Raw genomic sequence first — 15207 nt, 5'->3', positions numbered from 1 at the left:
ATGAAGCTCTGGCACTGGCTTTTGACTCTTCTTCTTTCTGTGAGTCCAAGACTGGGCCTGGCTGCGGCTCAACAAGAGTCCCCGAAAATTCCCGACAACTACGTCGCCTGTAAAAGTGCCGACGAGTTTGAGCAAAGTGTTGAGTACTTTCGCTCTGAAAAAACCCTCGAGCTCAATGACAGCCAGGTGGTGAAGTGGTCCTTGACGATTTCGCGAGGTTGCACGGGAGCATTAAAAAGATTTAAACAGATTTATGAATTGCTTAATAAGTCCGGAGTCGATCTTAGAAAATGCGTCGAAATGGCGGCCTCCTTCTCAAAAAAGTCGGACGAACAAACTAAAAGTTTTGCCGGACTTTTTAAAACCTTTTTCCTGGAAAACTATTTCGATCTGGATTTCATGACGGCCTTTGAGGTCTCTGAAAAATTATCCCAAAACCCTGCCAAATCTGAATACGCCCGCAAAGATTTCGAAAAGCTTTACAAGTTCTGCACCGATCAAAATAAATTGGGGCTTCCGTTTAAAAACTGCGCCCAATATTCTTTGGGACTGCTTAAACACTATGATCTTTTTCCCGAAGGCATCTATCCCGCATTTGAATTGACTTATTTTTTCCTGACCAATCAAGCCGGCGCCGTCCTCAGTGTCAAAGAGGCTTTGGAAACCACCTCGGAGGTTTTGGCCGCCGGCCCCTTAGCGCCGGAAAACTTCAAACGTGCTTTCAACTATTCTGTTTCGAAAAAAGGCCTGGACACGTCCATGAAACAAAGTATGAGAATTGCCCTGGAAGTGGCTAAAGCGTCGCTCAAAGAAAAAACACCGTGATGACACTTTGGGGTTTTTTGTTTTTAGCTTTCATTGTCGGAGCCGCACCTCCCCCCAAACCTTCTCAGCAAGTGAAGGTTGAGCTGGAATGGGAAGAAATCGTCGGCTCCACATTCTACGAAGTCGAAGTCTTAAGGAAGAATAAGACCCTGGTCACTACTTTGAAATCTCCGACTCCGGTCATGAGTGTCCATCTGGAACCTGGCTATTACTTGGTCCGTGGCCGTGTACGGGATCACTTCAATACTCAAGGAGAATGGTCTCGCCCTAAAGAGTTCTTAGTGCCTCCTAAAAAAATTCAAGCCATTGCCGGACAAAGTAGTCAGATGCAAGTCGATCCGACGACCTTCATGGCTCCTTTAAAACTTCACTGGGATCCTCCCACAGGAGCTCATCACTATCGAATTGTCCTTTTTAATCAAGACGGAAAAGAAATCGCGAAACACGAAAGTTCTCAGCCGCAGTTTTCCCTTTCGTTACGTCCGGGCGTTTACTCTTACAAAGTCACGCCGCTAACCCAAGATGGCGTCGAAGGTGAGACCTTTGAAAGTCCCAGCATGGTGGTGAAATCCCGTCCCATTCCCGAAGTGGACGATGTCATCATGGAAGGGGAAAATCAAAAGGCACTTTTACAATGGAAAAAAAAGACAACTCTCCCGACCTCGGTACGCCTGGAATATCAAAAACATTTCAGCACCCGTTGGACGCGGCTTCACCAGTCTGAGATCATTGAAAGCCAGTGGTCTGTTCCTCCCGATCTCAAACCGGGTAAATACCGGGTTCTGCTGTGGAACAGAAATCGTTTTGGAGACGTCTCTTCGATTAAAACACTGGAGTTTGTCATTAAACCCCAGGAAAGCGTCTTGTAGAATTTAAAAAGCTTGTCATACTCAATTTATGAAGCGCTTTGAACACCACTGGAAAGATTATAGATGGATTGACTGCGAGGCCCCTTCCCAGGAAGACCTCATGCAACTTGCTGAAGAATTCCCGATCCCGTTGCAAGCCCTCACCACCTGCCTTGATCCCGAACATCTTCCAAAATGTGAATTCTTTGAAAAGTCCTTATTCTTCATCCTGCGCCATCACGATGTTCAGGCCAAACCCAAAGCCGCGACCATGCAAGAGCTGACAACCAAACTGGTGTTTTTTATTGGTAAAGATTTTGTCCTGACAATTCACCGTTCGCCCATCCCCTGCATTTCGGAGAAAAAAGACAAAGTCCCATTTGAGCAAATCAGTCTGGTGTCCCTCGTGAAGTTTCTTTGTCTGCAGACGATCAAAAGTTTCGATGCTCCCTTGGACGAATTGGATTCAAAAACAGACACCATTGAAGAGCGTGTGTTCTCGCTAAAACGTCGAAATATTTTACGCGAAGGTTATATGATAAAAAGAAAAGTTTCTTCTTATCGTAAAATATTTAAATTCACGACGGACATCTTTAACAAGATCCCGACAGAAGTGGAGCTGTCTTTGCGCGATCTTGCGCATATCCGCGAGCCCTTAGAAAAACACACTTTTTATGCCGATGACATCCATGAAGAAATATCGGGACTTTTAAGTCTGCATCTGTCTTTGATGTCACAAAAAACCAACGAAGCTTCCTATCGCACTAACGAAGTCATGCGAGTTCTGACTGTGTTTTCAATCTTCTTTTTACCCCTCAATTTTATTGCTGGGGTTTATGGAATGAATTTTGAGAATATGCCCGAATTGAAATCACCCTATGGCTATTTTTTCACCTTGGGCTTGATGGCTCTGGTGGTGACGGGAATCACCGTGTGGATTTATCGCAAGGGCTGGCTTAAGAAAGACGAAATTTAGGTGCGCGCCCGCGCCTGCACGAAAGAATAAAAGAAGACCGCGTTGGGATCATTGGCGACCTTGGCCATTTCTTCTTTCATTCCTTGCACGATGTCTTCAGAAACGTACTGGGCGGCCACAAGTTGCTCGCTGGCGCTTAGCAAAAGCTCCGTCCAATACTCGATACAGTCTTTACGTGCCTGAGGATAGCGGTTGTCTAAGAACCATGTTTTGATTTCAGTTTGAATGTCTCGGTATCCAAGCTGCATAAGGAAATTTCCAAGCTTGGCCCCGACAAAAGGATCGCCCTTTTGCTCCAGTTGATACTCATTAAAGGCCATCCAATACTTCCATACATTGGGGGAATAAGGATCCAAGAAGAACGAGGCGTTCATCACTTCGGTGATATAAACTATCGAACCGGAGCGCAGCACCCGACGCACCTCCGAGAGCACGCGAATGGGATCAGGAACATGTTCTAAAATCCAACATAAAAACGCGCCATCAAAAGAGTTCGCGGAAAAACTCATGGCCTTCGCGTCCATCTCTTTCAACTCAAAGCGCTCTTGAGCATAAGACACTTGACTTAGATGTTGCCGAGCCGCCCCCAGTTGTTTGGGACTGCGATCAATACCGGTCAATTGAATATCTGGAAAACGCCGCAGAAGAATTTCACTTTGGGCCCCAACCCCACAACCCACTTCCAGCAAATCTTTGACACCGGAGAAGTTGATATTCTGATAAACCGTGTATTCGCCAAAACGCGCCTGCTTACGCAAACGCTCTTGTTCGTCTTTAGAAAAACCATGCAGGTATGGGAAGTCCGTCGTTTCAGGCATAAAAGGCCCCTTGCCTCTGAGTTTTTATCAGTAGTAATTAAACAACTGCAGTCCGGCTTCCTCAAGAAATCTCTGATTACGATACAAGGCCCGAAGCCCCCAGGTTTTTGAAAAACTCCATTGAGTTTCCACTTGAGTGCGCACGTAGTCTTGCCGATCCCAAGTAGAATCACGGCGATAATGCGCACTGGCTTGCCACTGCCACCAAGAACTCACCGAGTAATGAAGCTCAAGCAGTGGTCCTGCCCCCGCCCATAATTTGTTTTCAGACAACGTGGGACCATAGTGAGCCTCCCCTTGCAGTTGCGCGCTCAGATCCCAAACTCCTTGCCCCCATGTCCAACCGTACCCCAAGCGCACCACTCCCTCATGAGTCGGCAGGAAGTTTTCATTGCGAGTGCGTTCGACACCAAGTTTAAAGCTCCATGATTTTTCGGGAAACAGGGAACTCCAAGGACTGGCTGAAATCAATTCAAAAGCGGCAAAGTTTTCCAACTCAAGTTTTTTGGTTTCTAAGTCCGCATAGGAGGAACCATAGGAAAATCCCAGATCAAAAAAAGTAATCTGCGAATAAGACGGATAACCCCATGCAGGATCCAAGCGGTCATGCAAAGCAAAACGATGTGTGAGCGTTGCCAGATCCCCCGCCATCGAGTCGTGCAAATAGCCCACGCCCCAACGCCCCGAGGGATGCGCCAGATGAGGACGCTCTTCAGGCCGTGGATCAATGGACACAATCATCGGCCCCTCTGGCATCTCACTGCGTTTTCCCAGAACTTGCATCTTGAGTTGAAATTCACGTCCCGCCTCTTGAACTTCCTTGGAGTAACGGAAGTCAATGTAGTCAATAAAGACATCCAACACCTTGGCTTGCGACTGTCCAGAAATTTCATCCTGAGTTTGAATCTGATGAACCAAGGTGTGAAGCTCGTTTTGTTCTGCTTCAGTCAGGGACTTACTTCTTGCAAAGAAAACCTGACGCACGGAAGGTCGATACTTATAATCTTTTATCAGATCCGTCTTCGTCCACAAGACCCGCACGGTGTCTGCGGGAATCACATACTGATCTAACTTAGAAAGAATATCGACAGAAGAATCCGCCGCTTCCAAAATGGACAGCATATGGTAAGAGCAATTTTCCGTCAGATACCAATAATCAATCTGCGACGGTCCCAATTCCCAAACATGGGCAATCAACATCTCAACGGCCGAAGGCCCCAAACGCAATTCGTACTCCCATAAATCTCGAGATTCGGCGTTGTTATACTCTCGAACCTTATAATAATAGGGAATAGAACGGAACTGACCGGGAAACATTCCAAAGAGACCTTTAAAGCCATACAAAAAAGCGTTGTTCGTATTGGCTTCCGCGGCGTAGTTCAAACCGTAGTCTAAAAGCTCGTGGCGTTGTCCGTCTTTTACCGATGGAGCTTTGTTGATTCTCAGAAAGGTGTGCCCAAAGGCGGAGGACGGGTTGTTCAAGTAGTAACTTGAAAATACCAAAGAGACAGACTCTCCCTTCATGGCCTGGGCAAAAGCTTCAAATCTTTCACAGCGAATATCGGGCCAGTTCACTTTCACATTGTGAAGCTGGGCCTTAAGCCACTTATAGCGCGCGGGAAAACGGCATTGCGCATGGGTGAAGGTATCCTCCCCGACTTCTTGAAAAAAAGCCGTGATCGTCGCCTGAAGCTCAGCTTGAGGATTCTTTTTACCTTGTGCAGAGAAAAAAAAAGTAGGACTGTCGATCTGACTTTCGCGAACTTGGAAAAAGTCTTTTTCATAATGCAACAGTTTGAGCCACTGGCGGTTCTGATCCAACTTCTGCTCTTGAGCGTATTTAAGAACTTCATCCAGAGTTTCTTGGGAAGACTTCCCATGAGAAAGGGACGTCACAGCTAATAATGAAACGAACAGAATCCAACGCATAAATAGATCTTTGTGAGTCAGGTGCAATTTGGCAAGGAATTCTCTTCGATTTAAAAATAAAAAACGCAGTGGTTTCGCCACTGCGTTTTAGGTCTTCACAGGGAAGATCTAGCTACTAAGCACCACAAACGTTGTTTTGAGAAACAACTTGGTTGATGTTTGCTTCGATAGCTGCAGGTTGCATATTTGTTTCAACAAAGATTTTGTTGTAGTTCTTTTTCAAAGTTGCACCCATAACTTGTGAGTTACAACCCATCAAGTTCGCAAGACCCGCCAAAGTTTCACCTTGTCCACGAGCCGCGTCGTTAGCCAAAGCCACTTTGTTCACTTCGATGAATGCAGGAACTTCTTTACCAGATTTGAAGATGCCATCTTGTTGGCAGTTCAAAGTACCCGTTGAGATACCGAAAGTTTGGTTTCCAGAAGTGCCGTTGGTAGTTGCAGCAAGAACTTGGTTGCCATCAGAACCCATTACGATAGAACCCAATCCGCAACCAGCAGATCCGTAACCTTGTCCTGAAGCTTGAGCCAAAAGACCTTTCTTTTGAGCATGAGCTACACCAGATACCAACAAAGCTACTACTACGATTTTCGCCAATTTCACATAAACCTCCGTGTGTGAGTTTTGGTTAACCATGGAAAATTGTGAATTGTCTTCCCATCGTAGGCAAACAAAAATCTATTGCTGAGCCCGGCCAGTCGAGCCCGCCCTTAGTCGGGCTTTTGCTGGTGAATATTTACTCTAGAATCCATCCCACTTGATCGAAGTCTTAGGGAACTCAATCCAATCTTCATTCGCCGGAAACCCTTCAGGACGGCTTTCGGTCTGGCCTTTAAATTTTAAGAACGCGGTCAATGCGCAGATAAAGGCCTCAAAGGCATGATTGTTTTCAATCATCAATTTAACATCTTGATCATACACGAAGGCCACATTGTGAGTGCTTAACGCCTGCAACACTTCTCGCCGACTTTCGTCTCCTCCAATGGAATGTTTATGAAGGCGCAAATGGCTTTTCATCACATTCAATGAGCGACCGACCCGCCAGACAGAAAGTTTAGGAAAGATCTCTAGACAAGGAATGTCCAGACGTCTTTTTATAAACATCGCGCGGGCCAAAAGAGGAGCTGTATTGGCCCCCATGGCGTGCTGTAAAATAAAAGGCTCTTCGAGTTCAGAGGAAAGGTACATCTCCACGCACCGCTGAGTGTAGGGAGTGAATAACTTGCGAGGCTTCTTCTTTTTATGAAGCTTTCGTGTATAGTCCCACATCCACTGGACATGGGGCTCTTTACAGGACTCAATACCCGGGCAACCTTTTTTACAGTTCAGGCAGTTAGGAACATTCAAAGGCACATCAAAAGCGATGGCTTCAATATCATGATGATACTGTTCAATAATTTCGTGAATTTTAAAATCCGCCGAATGAACCTCATCACTTTTGATTTTTTCAACAAGACGAGAAAGAAAAACTTTTTTATGTTTGGGGTAGTATTCCAGAACCGCCACGCAGGCTTTATCGGACTTCCCGCCCCCCAAAGAGATGCCCAAAAAACGATGCACGTCCCCAGCATGAGACGTCGAGGCCTCAGCTTTTTTTGTTGCTGCGACCTTTTTCGTTTTCTTCTTTACAGTGGATCGACGGGTTTTGCGTCCATCACCTGAAAGCCGGCTTTTTGGCATGCGTTGGCCACTCCCTCACGTTTACTAGGAGGACACCAGACCAAGACACACCCACCGCCTCCAGCTCCACAAATCTTAACAGCCTCTGCGCCATTCTGCAAAGAGACTTCCGCAAGCTTGGCAATCTCAGGACTGGAAAACTCAGGCGCCAAACGTACACGAGCCTCAAATTCTCTTTTAAAAAGTGGGCCCAGCTCATTCCAGTTTCCAGAGCGAATGGCGTGCTCCGTTTCAATGGCGATCACTTTCAAATCCCGCAGTGCTTGCAATGTGGTCGGATCTTTGGTTACAGAGTCCTTCATCACTTCGAAGTTATTCAAACCCGAATGATGAGCTTTTCCCGTATAAACCAGCATAAACTTTTCCGCCAAAGGCGTTTGACTCACGGGAAGCACGTCCTGCTCAATCCCATCATAACCGTAACGAAGAATATTCATGCCTCCCGAGGCCGCCGGATAATAATCCTGCGTTCCCGTCGGTGTGTTTAAAATCTCAGCCTCAATATTATGCGCCACATGGACCATCTTATGAACATCAGAAAAGGGGCGTCCGCAAAACTGAGAAAATGCCTTCATTAAACTGATCGTCAGACTGGAACTTCCACCAAGGCCCCCCCCCACCGGACTGTCTGAAGAGGTGCTCAGAGTAAATCCTTTTTGTGGTCTCCAATACCGAAGCTGAGTTTGCAATAAAATCATTTTGGGATCGGTATCGGAAAGTGCTTCGATCAGGTTTCCGTAGGTCTTCTTTATTTTTAAATCCGTCGATTCCAACACAATGGTGGAATCTGCGTGTGGAGTGATCTCGGCGGTTGTGTAAATATCAATCGCCACATTGACTGTCGAGGCTCCATGAATAAACAAATAAAGGGGCCACAAATCCAATGTGCCCCCGGCCAAGTCCACACGTGTGGGAGATTTAACTACGATCTTTTGCATTATTTCTGATCTTTCTTCTCTGCCGTCATGGCTTGCGTTTCTTCTTCTTTCATCTTGGGAGGCTGCTCTTTTAGGTCCTCCAACGTCATTTTTATAAACTTATCCAAAGCGCCGGCTTCCATCTTAAGTTGGAAGGCAGGTTCTGACACTTTTGCATAAATCAAAAGATCTGAAGCTTGCCCCACTTCTGCCGTCCACTTTTTGTCTGAGATCATAAGTTCCAAAGTGAAAAGATTCTTCAAGTTAGGAAGTTTGGCTTTGCTATCAAAAATCTCAGCCGCTTTCGCATCGGAAATAGCTGTCAGAATCTCCCGGACTTTATTCTGATCTAATTTAAATTCTTTTTTCCCAACCACCGTCCACTGACCATCGATCCGCTTCAGGTCCCACGCACCTTTGGCGTTCTTGAGCTTTAATTCGTCAACGCTGGCAATTTTATGGCGTAAAAAACGACGATCTCGAAAATCCAACGCTGTCTTGTTCACGCGATTTTGCCAAACAGAGTTTAATACCAGCACCTTCGCCTCTTGATCTCTTCTGGCAAAAACATTGTCTTCAAAGTTCTTCTTCTCAGAAATCTCAAAAACATTTTGCGCGCCCGCTGTGGTCTTAAAGGTGATCGTCCCAAGGGGTTTATCAAGTCCATAAACAGCCCAGTCTATGCCTTCCCCTTCTTTCGCCACCTCAATCACACGCTCCGGGACCACATTTTTGACAAAGTCTTCGGCCACTGAGTTGTCGGCCAGATCCTGAAGGGGTTCAACCAATTCCCAACCGTCAACGGTTCTTTTAAGTCGCGTCTTTTGATTCCCCTTTTGAATCTCAAAGCTATCGACCTGTTCAAAATTCACGGTCAGCAGGCGAGCCTGCTCCATATTCTTTTCTTCTTTCTTCTGATCCTGAAAATAGTCATAAATAGCGTAACCGCCAAAAAGAAGAAGACATAAAACAAGTATGCCACGACCCTTTATTTTCATTAGGCATTTCTCCTTCTTAACCACAGACCAATGCTCGTTCCCAACAGCAGGATAGGAAGAGGAATGATGAAAGCAAACAAGAAAACGCCAAACTTGGTTTCTGTCATTAACATCTGAGTCGCCTGAGCCTCTTTCGGCGTAATGCTGATCAAACTTTCTTCCTTGGCCAAGGCCGCTACTGAGTTTAACACCAAGTCACGATTCAGATTTTGGTAAAGCATCTGGTTCGTTAAAAAATCAACATCCCCCGCGACAATAAGGGAAAACTCTTTGGCCTTCTCATCACTTCCTGGCCAGCGTCCCGTCACCTCGTCCACCAAGGCATAGGAGCCCTCAGGACCTTCTCCGCGAATTTGCAGACTGTCAAACGCCATAGCATCCGGAGTCGTCTTAACAATCTCATCCACCACAATACCCGCAGGCACCGACACTTTTTTCAGCGCCTGAGGGAAGCGAAACAATGTGACCTCGCTGCGTCCAAAGCTTTTGGTGATCTTGTTGGATTCAGAGAACACCGGCCCGACTGTCGGCCCCTGATTCACTCCTCTACCCATCACCGTGTCCACGATATTTAGGATGTAGTTATTTGCAAACTGAACTCCCAACTTTCCAACCAACTTCTCAAGTCCGGCAGTGTTTTGAGATTCCACCGCCAAGAAAAGACTTCCGCCTTCTTTAAGAAAATTCTCAAGAGCGGTAATTTCAAAATCTTGAAACCCATGAATAGGTCCGGCGATCACAATGACATCTGCGTCTGCGGGAATCTTTGGATTTTGAATCAAAGGCAACTCACGAACAGTGTAGCGATTATTTTCAAGCATCACTTTCAAAGAGCCCAGTCCCAGACCTTCTTTCTTGTCATTCAGGTCTTTTTCACCGTGCCCCACCGTGAAATAGATGGTCTTATTCTTTTCACGAGTCACCTTCACCAACGCACTGGTGAATTCCTGCTCATCGATTTTTTCAATACGATTGCGGCGTCCCTTATAATCTAAGAACACCACGCCACTGCCTTTATCCACGCCATAGTCTTTGGCTAAATCCGGGCGTTCGTTCACCTCGACAAAGTTAAGTTGAATCTTTGCGCTCTCATCTTGATACTTTTTAATCAGTTCGCGGAACATACGACGATTTTCCTCGTTGCCCTCGACACCTTTTTTGTAAAAGAAAAGAACCTTCAAATCCGAATCGAGATTCTTGACCAACTTGACAGACTGTTCTGACAACGTGTTCGTGCGACCACTTGAAAAATCCCAGGTCTTATAGTGTTTCACACCCAGGTAGTTCACGATGATCAAGACCGCAAGCATAAGGACAATCAAAACCCCCATGCTCATGCCTTCTTTAGTTGTTTTCATGGTGAAAAATTCTTTAAAGAAAGCCCGATCCTTCACCAAACCGACGGTCAAAAACAGAACGGCCAGCCCCAAAGCCAACCAACAAAAAGGCACCCAAGCCCCTAAAAGGTAACGGGTGATGGACATAGACACGAGGGAAACACCGGCAAATAGAAATGAAATTTTACCTAATTTACTCATACTTATCTCCAACGTGAGGATTCAACCACACGCTCCGCCAAGAAACAGAATAAAACAATGATGCTGAAGAAAAAGATCAATCCGTTCGACCGAACCGCCCCTTCAACAAGACCCGAAAGATGACTGTTCAAAGAGACATGCTCAAAAATCTTACGACCTCGCTCACTGTCCACGACCTCAGCTCCGATGCCGATAAACCAAATCGAAACATTGAACATCACCGAGGTGACATAGGCGGCAATACTATTTTCGGTCAACGACGACGAAAAAAGATCCATGGCCGCATAAACCGCTCCGACTAAAAAGATCCCAAAAAACGCGATCAACAACGGAGCCCAGTTGATAGTGGCCATTGTCGCTGTCGCCAAAGGATAAAGAAGAGCAAGAAATACAATCCCCGCAACGGCGCCCAAAGCCGCAAAGTACTTCCCTAAGACAATCTGCAAAGAAGTCACCGGAGAGGTCAGAAGAAGATCAAAAGTGCGAAGCTTCTTTTCTTCCGCAAAAAGTTTCATGGTCAAAGCCGGTACCACAAAGATCAAAAGAAGATTCAGATAGGAAAGCTGTCTTAGAAACACGCCATAGTGAATATTCAATTGATTTTGAGGAACCCCTTGTTGCATCACGTAGTTCATCAAAAGTTGAGAAAACAAATTCAACTGAATCGGATACACCCAACTAAAGATCACGCTGATTAAAAAGCAAATCACCCAAAAGGTCGGATTCAGATAAAAACCTTTCAGTTCTTTTTTGAAAATCGTCAAAGTTCCACTCATAGTCCACCTCCCTGCTGTTTTCCATAGGTGAGCTTCAAGAAGACATCTTCCAAATCTACTTTGGAAGGGCTGAGCTCCAGCAAACCATATCCCTTGGTGACCAGGCGAGATGAAATGGCATCCACCACCTCGTCGCCTCCCTGCACATCCACGTTCCATTCTTTATGGGAAGTTCCCAAATGCACCGACAACACCTGCTGTATATCGCCCAAGAGTGACTTCATATCCTCCACCTCTTTACGAACTCGGATGTGCAAACGGCTTTGCCCTTTTTCCATCGTGGCTAGATTATGAATGCTGTCTTCAGCCACGATCTCGCCTTTATTGATGATGATGACTTTTTCGCAAGTCGCTTCCACCTCGGGCAAGATATGAGTTGAAAGAATGATCGTGTGCTGTCCCTTCAGGGACTTGATCAAATCACGAATCTCCGCGACCTGTTTAGGATCCAGTCCCACGGTCGGTTCATCCAAAATTAAAACCTCGGGATCTGAAACAATCGCCTGAGCAATCCCCACGCGCTGCTTAAAGCCCTTCGAGAGATGCTGAATCAAACGTTTTTGTACTTCTCCCAAATTGGTTTTTTCAATGGCCATGTCGACTGATTTTTCGATCTTGTCTTTAGGGACTTGCTTCAAAGCAGCGACATAGCGCAAATAATCACGCACGTACATGTCACCGTACACCGGCGGCGTTTCAGGTAGGTAACCAATACGCTTTTTGACCTCAAGAGGGCTTTCGAAAACATCAAATCCGGCCACAGAGGCCGAGCCCTGACTGGGGGCCATGAAGCCCGTGATGATTTTCATGGTCGTGGATTTCCCCGCTCCATTGGGACCGAGAAAACCCACCACATCCCCTTTTGAAATAGAGAAATTAAGTTTGTTAATGGCACGTCTGGAACCATAGTCTTTGGTGAGATCTCTGACTTGAATCATGGTGAATCTCCTCTCAGTTGATCACAAAATTTTAGACTCGCACCCATTCCAGTCAAGGCTAAATTCTATGACGCTGAATTGAAGAGGACGGGCTTCGGATTCCCCTTCGCATGGGGAAATCTCAAAGAACTGAAGAATGACGGATGATTTGTGCAAAAAAAGAAAGCGGCCATCAAAAGCCGCTTTCTTATGGATGAGAATCCCCTTTTCAACAGAAAGGAGATTCTTATGATTGGAACTACACAACCGTGTGGTACTTATCGTCAGTTTAAGAAATTTCTAAAGCTGCTGGTTTTGATTCTGCTTTTGCTTATCACTTCCTGCGGCTAAAAAGAATTCATCTCAAAATGATCCATAAGGGCTTAAGACTTCATTTTCGATAAGTTTTGGCTTGTGGGCAAAGTCAGGCTTAAAACCTGGGTGCTTTTTCATGGATGAGGCGGTTTTTGGTGGCCGCTAACGCAAGGTAAAACTCAAACTCTTTTCCGAATGATATGTGACGCGACCCAGCTTATCCCCTTTGATGGGACGAACAAACCGACACTCCACAATCACCACCGCCACTTTTTGGCCGACCATCAAAGATTTCGAGGACAAGGACTCTTTGGCCACCCAGGCTGCGACCTCTTGAATCTCTTCATTGGAAATCAGTTGATCGCGCTGACGGTGAATAATGGCATGAGCCCCAGGATAGTCGCGCAGATGCAACCAATAATCCCAAGCTTTGGCTTGCCTTAAAAGAGCCAGATTATCAGCGGCGGATCTCCCACAATAGACCAAGGCCCCCGAATCTAAATGCAATTTCCGACCACGCGCCTCCGCCTTACTCATCAAATCAACCAAAGCAGGCTTACTTTGCTTCTCAGAATAGCGGCTCTTCTCAAGTTTTTCGATCTCCTTGAGAAGTTCCGCCAAGCGTTCTCGCGCGCCCTCTTTTTTGGCTTGAAGCTGCTTGGCTTTAGCAAAACAATTCTCAATATTCCAACTCAATGACTCTTTGACACTCACACAAGGCAGCAAGTGCTCAGGAACTTGCAGATGCCCCTGGGCTTTCAAGAACTGCCCGGCCTCAGCCCATAGCACGGCCTTGTCGCTCTCAATCTGCTTTTGAATCTCAGTCAAAGCCCTTCTTTTCTTTTCCAAATCCTTGGCTTTCTGCTTTTCCCACTGTGCCACCGGATCCAAAGAACTTTTCTGTGACGAACTTTGCGCCGCCAACCACTCTTCGTGAATCTCTTCCAAGGTCCGCGGTGCCGGAGGATTTTCCACCGGCGGAGCCGCGCTTAACTCCAGCGGTTTTTCCCATGCAATTTGTTTCCCTTGCGCTTTCACAAGAACATTACACTGCTTGGGTATCAGACGGATTTCTAACTCACACTCGGTTTGAGAATTCTTCAGCACCATCCGCACGACACGTCCGTACTCCTCCAACACCTTAAGCTCCGTCAGATATAAATTCTTTCCGTGGGAATTTAAAAACAGACTTAAAGGTTTGGACTTGGGCCCCTTCTTGAAGGGGCATTGATCTTCAAAAAGCAACATCATCGGGGTGTTCGGAATAAGGTCCAGGAGGACCCAATAGCGTCGCTCCCCTTGAAAGCCCAAAGCCAGACCTCGGTCATTGGCCAAAATTTCTTGCAACTGAGCACCGTCTAAAACTGGCGCAAAGTAGGAAACAAAATGCTGAAGTTCTTGCTGAGTCAGGGCTTTCATAGGTCCTATTCTGTCATCCTTTGGGCCAAATTTCTATGGGTGATGCTTAGGTTCGTAAACAGAACTCCGATAGTTAAAATGTATGAACACAGATATTTTAATCAAAATCGTCGAGTCCCAGCTGCAAGAGACCTCCAACATGAGAGAAAAAACCCCGGAGTTTATTCGCAAGGTGGTCCATCTTTATACCCTCCAGTTGATGAAGCTGGGCAATATCCCTCTCGATTTTATGGAAGACGTGATCTCCGATATCGAAGCCGAAACCGTTGAGATCTATCGCAAGAAAACCTACGGTTTTTTGACATTGGAAGAATACCGCCGCCACAAGTTCCGTCAAAAAGACGACAACTAAGACTTTTCAATCACGGCAAAGTATAACGGCCCAAAACCGCAATGATCCGGCAAGTAGGCCACGCCAAATTCCGTTCTTTCCCCGTCGACCCCCAAGGGCGCCTCTAAAAGCTTCACCGCATCCTTCTTCTTTTTTAAAAGCTTGCGTACCACTTCATCATTTTCTGCAGGGCTGATGGAGCAGGTCGAATAAACAATTCGTCCCCCAGAACGCACCGCCAAAAGCGCCGCACTTAAAAGAGAATACTGTCGAGCTGCGAGATGTTCGGTGCGCCGAGGACTCCATTCCTCTTGGGCTGCCTTGTTCTCAAGAATATGGCGTTCACCCGAACAAGGGGCATCCAACAAAACTCGGTCGAAACTTCCGGGCTCTTTCAAACCAAATTGCACGCCGTCTTTTCCCGTCACCCACACGCGATCTCGAATCGAACGCGGTACGTACTGTTGAATCACTTTTTTAAGTCTTTCTCGTCGTTCGGGAGACAAATCATTACAGAAGATCTCACCCTCTTCTTTCAGTGCTTCGATCATCACCAAACTTTTTCCCCCGGGGGCGGCACACATATCTAAAACGCGATCCCCGGCCTGAACATCCAAGGCTCTGGCCACCATGACACTGGCCGGATCCATAATATAAACATCCAACAACTCGTCGGGGTTGCGCTCGGGCTGACAGGTTTCTCCTGTGGGAATCCAAAAACACCCCGGCAACTCCGCCTTCTGAGGAAATACGGTCCATTTTTTTGTTTGAAGATCACCTATCGGACTTAAACTGTTCTGGCGAGCCACCTGCTGTTCCGACTTCATCAACGCCGCAAAGAGGTTGGACCACCGAGCCCCATAGATTTTTTCAAAATGTGTGTAAAAGGGGTGAGACGCTGAAAACTCCATGAGGGTAT

At 46.4% G+C, this 15207-nt stretch carries 15 protein-coding genes; 4 read left to right on the top strand and 11 right to left on the bottom strand.

The genetic code is table 11. The features are described 5' to 3' along the window. Genes ACM64D_RS08520 through ACM64D_RS08510 form a run of 3 tightly spaced genes read left to right on the top strand, consistent with a single transcriptional unit; the run spans position 1 to position 2649 of the window. Positions 1–825, top strand: a complete 825-nt coding sequence (locus ACM64D_RS08520) for a hypothetical protein (RefSeq protein WP_415062777.1) — start codon at positions 1–3, stop codon at positions 823–825. Then, a complete protein-coding gene (locus tag ACM64D_RS08515; protein WP_415062776.1) occupies positions 822–1694 on the top strand; it encodes a hypothetical protein in 873 nt (290 codons plus the stop codon). Before ACM64D_RS08520 ends, ACM64D_RS08515 begins: the two co-directional genes overlap by 4 nt. Before the next feature lie 28 nt (positions 1695–1722). Next, entirely contained in the window at positions 1723–2649 is a 927-nt protein-coding gene (locus tag ACM64D_RS08510) for a CorA family divalent cation transporter (protein ID WP_415062775.1), read from the top strand. Here the strand turns inward: ACM64D_RS08510 and ACM64D_RS08505 are convergent. The 10 genes from ACM64D_RS08505 to ACM64D_RS08460 all read right to left on the bottom strand — a co-directional run bounded on the left by ACM64D_RS08505 (position 2646) and on the right by ACM64D_RS08460 (position 13957). Further along, the gene (locus ACM64D_RS08505; protein WP_415062774.1) at positions 2646–3467 is read right to left on the bottom strand and encodes a class I SAM-dependent methyltransferase; all 822 of its coding nucleotides are present in this window, start codon (positions 3465–3467) and stop codon (positions 2646–2648) included. The genes ACM64D_RS08510 and ACM64D_RS08505 overlap by 4 nt on opposite strands. 27 nt (positions 3468–3494) lie before the next feature. Continuing rightward, positions 3495–5396: a DUF4105 domain-containing protein gene (locus ACM64D_RS08500; protein WP_415062773.1), complete on the bottom strand. Its 1902-nt coding sequence runs from the start codon at positions 5394–5396 to the stop codon at positions 3495–3497. A 115-nt stretch (positions 5397–5511) separates the two neighbouring features. After that, positions 5512–6000 (bottom strand): DUF3015 family protein, encoded by a 489-nt coding sequence (locus tag ACM64D_RS08495; protein ID WP_415062772.1) that lies wholly within the window; start codon positions 5998–6000, stop codon positions 5512–5514. A 138-nt stretch (positions 6001–6138) separates the two neighbouring features. Further along, complete coding sequence (locus ACM64D_RS08490) at positions 6139–7077, bottom strand: DUF429 domain-containing protein (RefSeq protein WP_415062771.1); 939 nt, start codon at positions 7075–7077, stop codon at positions 6139–6141. Then, positions 7023–8015: a galactokinase gene (locus ACM64D_RS08485; protein ID WP_415062770.1), complete on the bottom strand. Its 993-nt coding sequence runs from the start codon at positions 8013–8015 to the stop codon at positions 7023–7025. Before ACM64D_RS08485 ends, ACM64D_RS08490 begins: the two co-directional genes overlap by 55 nt. Continuing rightward, positions 8015–8992: a DUF4340 domain-containing protein gene (locus ACM64D_RS08480; RefSeq protein WP_415062769.1), complete on the bottom strand. Its 978-nt coding sequence runs from the start codon at positions 8990–8992 to the stop codon at positions 8015–8017. Before ACM64D_RS08480 ends, ACM64D_RS08485 begins: the two co-directional genes overlap by 1 nt. Beyond that, positions 8992–10530, bottom strand: a complete 1539-nt coding sequence (locus tag ACM64D_RS08475) for a GldG family protein (protein WP_415062768.1) — start codon at positions 10528–10530, stop codon at positions 8992–8994. Before ACM64D_RS08475 ends, ACM64D_RS08480 begins: the two co-directional genes overlap by 1 nt. Before the next feature lie 2 nt (positions 10531–10532). Further along, on the bottom strand, positions 10533–11306 hold the full coding sequence (locus ACM64D_RS08470; RefSeq protein ID WP_415062767.1) for an ABC transporter permease: 774 nt from the start codon (positions 11304–11306) through the stop codon (positions 10533–10535). Continuing rightward, entirely contained in the window at positions 11303–12244 is a 942-nt protein-coding gene (locus tag ACM64D_RS08465; RefSeq protein ID WP_415062766.1) for an ABC transporter ATP-binding protein, read from the bottom strand. Before ACM64D_RS08465 ends, ACM64D_RS08470 begins: the two co-directional genes overlap by 4 nt. 456 nt (positions 12245–12700) lie before the next feature. After that, positions 12701–13957 (bottom strand): DUF814 domain-containing protein, encoded by a 1257-nt coding sequence (locus ACM64D_RS08460; RefSeq protein ID WP_415062765.1) that lies wholly within the window; start codon positions 13955–13957, stop codon positions 12701–12703. Positions 13958–14039: 82 nt separating this feature from the next. On the opposite strand from ACM64D_RS08460, the gene ACM64D_RS08455 reads away from it, so the two are divergent. Further along, a complete protein-coding gene (locus ACM64D_RS08455) occupies positions 14040–14309 on the top strand; it encodes a DNA-dependent DNA polymerase (protein WP_415062764.1) in 270 nt (89 codons plus the stop codon). Here ACM64D_RS08455 and ACM64D_RS08450 read toward each other — a convergent pair. Next, complete coding sequence (locus tag ACM64D_RS08450) at positions 14306–15199, bottom strand: RsmB/NOP family class I SAM-dependent RNA methyltransferase (RefSeq protein ID WP_415062763.1); 894 nt, start codon at positions 15197–15199, stop codon at positions 14306–14308. The two genes, ACM64D_RS08455 and ACM64D_RS08450, sit on opposite strands and share 4 nt — an antisense overlap. Positions 15200–15207 lie beyond the last annotated feature (8 nt).

The sequence above is a fragment of the Bdellovibrio sp. genome, from assembly GCF_047637665.1.
Classification (GTDB): domain Bacteria; phylum Bdellovibrionota; class Bdellovibrionia; order Bdellovibrionales; family Bdellovibrionaceae; genus Bdellovibrio.
The sequence above is the reverse complement of the archived record's forward strand: the minus strand, read 5'-3'. Positions and strand labels throughout refer to the sequence as shown.

Coding starts and splice junctions, on each gene's coding strand:
- ACM64D_RS08455 (WP_415062764.1), top strand. CDS start 14,040: ATGAACACAGATATTTTAATCAAAATCGTCGAGTCCCAGCTGCAAGAG.
- ACM64D_RS08490 (WP_415062771.1), bottom strand. CDS start 7,077: ATGCCAAAAAGCCGGCTTTCAGGTGATGGACGCAAAACCCGTCGATCC.
- ACM64D_RS08460 (WP_415062765.1), bottom strand. CDS start 13,957: ATGAAAGCCCTGACTCAGCAAGAACTTCAGCATTTTGTTTCCTACTTT.
- ACM64D_RS08465 (WP_415062766.1), bottom strand. CDS start 12,244: ATGATTCAAGTCAGAGATCTCACCAAAGACTATGGTTCCAGACGTGCC.
- ACM64D_RS08470 (WP_415062767.1), bottom strand. CDS start 11,306: ATGAGTGGAACTTTGACGATTTTCAAAAAAGAACTGAAAGGTTTTTAT.
- ACM64D_RS08475 (WP_415062768.1), bottom strand. CDS start 10,530: ATGAGTAAATTAGGTAAAATTTCATTTCTATTTGCCGGTGTTTCCCTC.
- ACM64D_RS08505 (WP_415062774.1), bottom strand. CDS start 3,467: ATGCCTGAAACGACGGACTTCCCATACCTGCATGGTTTTTCTAAAGAC.
- ACM64D_RS08485 (WP_415062770.1), bottom strand. CDS start 8,015: ATGCAAAAGATCGTAGTTAAATCTCCCACACGTGTGGACTTGGCCGGG.
- ACM64D_RS08500 (WP_415062773.1), bottom strand. CDS start 5,396: ATGCGTTGGATTCTGTTCGTTTCATTATTAGCTGTGACGTCCCTTTCT.
- ACM64D_RS08520 (WP_415062777.1), top strand. CDS start 1: ATGAAGCTCTGGCACTGGCTTTTGACTCTTCTTCTTTCTGTGAGTCCA.
- ACM64D_RS08510 (WP_415062775.1), top strand. CDS start 1,723: ATGAAGCGCTTTGAACACCACTGGAAAGATTATAGATGGATTGACTGC.
- ACM64D_RS08480 (WP_415062769.1), bottom strand. CDS start 8,992: ATGAAAATAAAGGGTCGTGGCATACTTGTTTTATGTCTTCTTCTTTTT.
- ACM64D_RS08450 (WP_415062763.1), bottom strand. CDS start 15,199: ATGGAGTTTTCAGCGTCTCACCCCTTTTACACACATTTTGAAAAAATC.